This is a genomic window from Armatimonadota bacterium, from assembly GCA_020354555.1.
GTDB lineage: Bacteria > Armatimonadota > Hebobacteria.
The window spans coordinates 3,242,014-3,246,247 of record CP070648.1 but is presented as its reverse complement, the minus strand read 5'-3'; the positions used below and the strand labels follow the sequence as shown (position 1 = coordinate 3,246,247).

The following is a 4,234-nucleotide window of genomic DNA, read 5'->3' as shown; positions in this document are numbered from 1 at the left end:
TCTACGGGCCGGTGACCACCTTGGCCAATCTCAACGAGCGCTTCCAGCGCGCGGCGACGGCTGCGGAGCGCGTGTTCGAGATCCTCGATACGCCGGGCGAGACCGAGCTGACACCGCCCGAACACCATCCGCATCCGGTCACCGAGGTGCATGGGCGGATCGAGTTCGACCATGTCTTCTTCGGTTACGAGCAGGACGAGCCGGTGCTGCGCGATATCTGCCTCGACGTGCAAGCGGGCGAAATGATCGGTCTTGTCGGTCGCAGCGGCGTCGGGAAGACGACGCTCGTCAACCTGATCTGCCGGTTCTACGACCCCAACCGGGGCGTGATCCGGATGGACGGCGAGGATCTGCGCGACCTTGACCTTCGCTCCTGGCGTGAGCATATCGGCATGGTGCTGCAGGAGCCGTTCCTGTTCCACGGCACCATTGCCGACAACATCGCGTACAGCAAGCGGAATGTCTCCGAACTGGAGATCGTCGAGGCGGCCAAGGCTGCGAACGCACACGAGTTCATCATGAATTTCCCGGATCGCTACGACACGCACGTGGGTGAGCGCGGCATCAGGCTGTCGGGCGGCGAGAAGCAGCGCATCTCCATCGCGCGCGCGATTCTGCACAATCCACGCATCTTGATCCTCGACGAGGCGACGTCGTCGGTGGACACGGAGACCGAGAGGCTGATCCAGCAGGCGATTATGCGCCTGGTCGAGGGCCGTACGACGTTCGCGATCGCGCACCGCTTATCCACGCTCAAGCATGCGGACCGTCTGGCGGTGCTGGAGGAGGGGCGCGTCGCGGAGATCGGCAGCCACGAGGAACTGCTCGCCATGGGCGGCGTATACGCCCGGCTGGTTGAGACGCAATCACTGATGACGGAGGTCGAGACGACATGAAGCATCCGACGTCAGCTGCGTCGAAGCCCACTGTGATGATCGACCCGAAGGCGACGCTCGTACGCTTTGATCGCCACGGCGGTGTCAAGGTGCAACTCCCGGACGGCACGACCGTGCACCAGGCGCGTCTAGTCGAGGCGATGCCGGTGACGCGCCGCCGGCGCTTCGTGGTGCTGTACGACCGCGACGGCGAGGAGTTGGGAATCATCGAGAATATCAAGCACCTCGATCCCGAGTCTGCGGAGGTGGTGCGCGCCACACTCGACCGCTCCTACTTCCTGTCGCGCATCCAGTCCGTCCAGCGCATCCGCGACCGCTACGGCGTCGCCACCTGGCACGTCATCACCGACCGCGGCCCTCGCGTGTTCGAACTGCGGTCGCGCTCGGAGAGCGTGTGGTGGCTCGGGGCGTCACGCATACTCATCAAAGACGCCGACGGCAACCGCTACGAGATCCGCGACCTGAGCAAGCTCGACGCGCGCAGCAGGATCCTGGCCGAACTGCACATCTGACGGCTCCTGGCGCCGGCGGGCGTGTGAAGCGGTCGCTTGGCTGCCTCCCCATGAAACTACCCCTTACATAGGCTTGCGCGGCCGGCGGGGGCGTGGTATAATCCGAGCTACGGAGGAAGCCAGGATTGCGCGCTTGCCTGGCTGTGCTGCTGCTTTCGCTGTTGGGGGCGTTTCCCGCGTTTGGCTCGCCGTTCGACCCGGTGCCGCAAGGCGATCCGGCGTACGGCGACTGCCGCTATTTGGCGGAGTGCGGGATCATTGACGCTCGCCTGCCCGACGATTTCGCGGGGGCGACGCCTCTGACGCGCTATGACTTCACCCTCAGCCTGCTGCGCCCCATGGCCGCGCTGGAGAGGCTGGCTCGCGACGGCCGCGTGGGCGCCGCGCTCGACGACGTGCGCCTCATGCCGGCCAGTGAGCGGACGCGGGTCGCCACAGTGCTCGCCCGGTTGCTCCAGGAGTTCGGCGACGTCCTGTCCGTGCTCGAGGTGGACGCCTCGCCTGCCATCGCGGCCGCGCGCTCGCTTGGGAACGGTGACTACGGCTCGCGTGCGAACAGCACCGAGGTGCCCGGCGCCGCAGGCATCAGCTACACAACCACACGCGCCCGTCTCGGTGTCGTCTATCGGGAAACGGAAGGCGAAGCCGCCGCGCTGCCCCACCTGCCCTTGGGCGGACTGCCCGACGCGCCGATCACCGGCCTTGCCCGGTCGCGTCTGCCGACGGGTCGCGCCGAGTCGGATCTGGCCGCGCCCGAACGCGTGGCATCCACCGATATCTCACTGCGCCGCTTGCGCGGCACATTCGAGTACGGGATTACGGATAACCTCACCCTCAATCTCGCCTATGAGTCAATGCTGCGCGAGGGCGGCGACTTCTCGGCTCTCGACGCGGCTTCACTGCGCACCCTCGGCCTGGGATACCGCCTGTCGCCCAGCACTTCGGTCGCGCTCAAGTACCATCTCATCGACTACGCCGACTACAGCGGACGGGGCGCGCGGTTCGAAGACCGCATGGCCGAAACCGACCTCACCATCCGATTCTGACGTGCGTACACCTCACGCCTCCCGACCTCGTCGCGCTCCCGCGCTGCGTGCGTCATCCCGACATCGCGCGCCCGCGCGGCTGTGGATTCATGGACATCGCCCAAGGCATCCGGCCGCGGCGCGCAGAAGAAGCAAACGCGTAAGCACGAACGGGAGCGGAAGATGAAGGTCGCTATCTCCGGGTTCAGGCACGGGCATGTCGTCGGCATGACGCGGCTCATCCGAGAGCACCCTGACCTGGAGATCGTCGCCGTCGCGGAGGAGGATCCGCAGGCGTGCGCTGATTATCTGAGCCGCGCCGACGTCGCGGTTACGCACCCCGACTTCGACAGCGTCATCCGCGGCGTGGATTTCGACATCCTCGCGGTCGGTGATGTGTACGCCAAGCGCGGCCGCCAGGTTATCCGGGCGTTGGAAGCCGGCAAGCATGTCATCTCAGACAAGCCGCTGTGTACGCGTCTGGACGAGTGCGGCCGGATACGTGACCTCGCGCGGGCGCACGGTCTCGCGGTATTCGTCTGGCTGTCACTGCGCTACGAGCCGGCGTGGCAGACCGCGCGCCGCCTGATCCTCGCCGGGCAGATCGGTGAAGTGGTGAGCGTTTACGCCGCCGGCCCGCACCGGCTCGCGTACCGCGCCGGGCGGCCTGATTGGTACTTCGCGCCGGGGCAGCACGGCGGGATCATCAACGACCTCATGATTCACGCGGTGGACGCAACGGGGTGGTTGACGGGCCAGCCCATCGTCGAAATCGTGGCCGCGCGGGCGTGGAACGCGGGCTTGCCTGAGGTCCCGTTTTTCCAGGACGCGTCCCAGGCCCTGCTCAGGCTCGGCAACGATGCCGGGGTCGTCCTCGACTGCTGCTACAAAGCGGTGGCCGGCCATGCGGCGCCATGGGTGTTCGACATCTGGGGGGCGACGGGGCGTCTGCGGTTGCACGGGGGCGCGGGCATAGCACTGCAGCTTCCCGACGAACCGCAGCAGAGAATCGAGGCGACGCCCGACAGCGCGGCGACCCCCATCGCCGAATTCGTGGCGGAGATCGCCGGGCGGAGTTCCGCCGCCCCGGTTCTCACCACCGAGGAATCGCTCGAATCATCGAGGCAGGCCCTGCTCGTCCAACAGGCGGCGGATGAAGGTCGAACGCACGTGACCGTTTGACGGGAAGCCAGGGGCTCACGCGTTCTGCTCGATATGCTTGACCATTTTCTCGCCGGCCGCCCGCGCGGCGACGAGCATGTATTCGCGGCTGCGCCGCGTCACGATCATGCCGTCGAACACCGGCCAGCCGATGACCGCGTAGTAGCGCTCCAGGTTCACCAGCGTCGTCGGACCGCCTCCCCCGCCCCCTCCCGCTGCGGCGATTGACAGCACGGGCGTACCCTTGAGGTCGGACTCCTCAGCGTTGCGCTCGCACCTGCGCAGCCGGTCGAAAAAGCACTTCGCCACCTCGCTCAGGTCGCCGAAGTACACCGGCGTGCTAATAACGACCGCGCCCGCCTCCCCGATGTGCTGACGTATGTCCTCGAAGTCGTCCTCGATGACACAGCGCCCTTCGCCTCGGCACAGCCCCCACCCGTTCTCGCACTGCCGGCACGCCTCGATGCTCGCACCGCAGAGGTGAATCAACTCCGTCTCCGCGCCGGCGGCTCTTGCCCCGTCGAGCGCCATCTGCGCCATCGTTGCGGTCAGGCCGTCTTCATTGGGTGACGTCTGGATCGCGATGACCTTCATCTTCGGCCTCCTGCCTCACTCTCAGAACTCTACTTTCACCGTCTTG

4 protein-coding genes and 1 pseudogene are annotated in these 4,234 nt (G+C 66.6%); 4 read left to right on the top strand and 1 reads right to left on the bottom strand.

Annotated elements, in window-relative coordinates; genetic code table 11:
* The 4 genes from JSV65_13290 to JSV65_13275 all read left to right on the top strand — a co-directional run.
* On the top strand, positions 1–896 hold an 896-nt coding region (locus tag JSV65_13290), incomplete at its 5' end, for an ATP-binding cassette domain-containing protein (GenBank protein ID UCH33530.1).
* Positions 893–1,408 (top strand): DUF1854 domain-containing protein, encoded by a 516-nt coding sequence (locus JSV65_13285; GenBank protein ID UCH33529.1) that lies wholly within the window; start codon positions 893–895, stop codon positions 1,406–1,408. The genes JSV65_13290 and JSV65_13285, both read left to right, overlap by 4 nt.
* Positions 1,409–1,533: 125 nt before the next feature.
* Positions 1,534–2,454 carry a hypothetical protein gene (locus JSV65_13280; protein ID UCH33528.1) on the top strand — a complete coding sequence of 307 codons (921 nt, stop codon included), beginning with the start codon at positions 1,534–1,536 and terminating at the stop codon, positions 2,452–2,454.
* Positions 2,455–2,616: 162 nt separating this feature from the next.
* A complete protein-coding gene (locus tag JSV65_13275; protein UCH33527.1) occupies positions 2,617–3,615 on the top strand; it encodes a Gfo/Idh/MocA family oxidoreductase in 999 nt (332 codons plus the stop codon).
* Positions 3,616–3,630: 15 nt separating this feature from the next.
* Here JSV65_13275 and JSV65_13270 read toward each other — a convergent pair.
* Positions 3,631–4,188: pseudogene (locus tag JSV65_13270) on the bottom strand (flavodoxin family protein).
* Positions 4,189–4,234 lie beyond the last annotated feature (46 nt).

What these genes read in the sequence shown, in the direction of transcription:
- JSV65_13285 (UCH33529.1), top strand. Translation starts at nt 893, where the DNA reads ATGAAGCATCCGACGTCAGCTGCGTCGAAGCCCACTGTGATGATCGAC.
- JSV65_13275 (UCH33527.1), top strand. Translation starts at nt 2,617, where the DNA reads ATGAAGGTCGCTATCTCCGGGTTCAGGCACGGGCATGTCGTCGGCATG.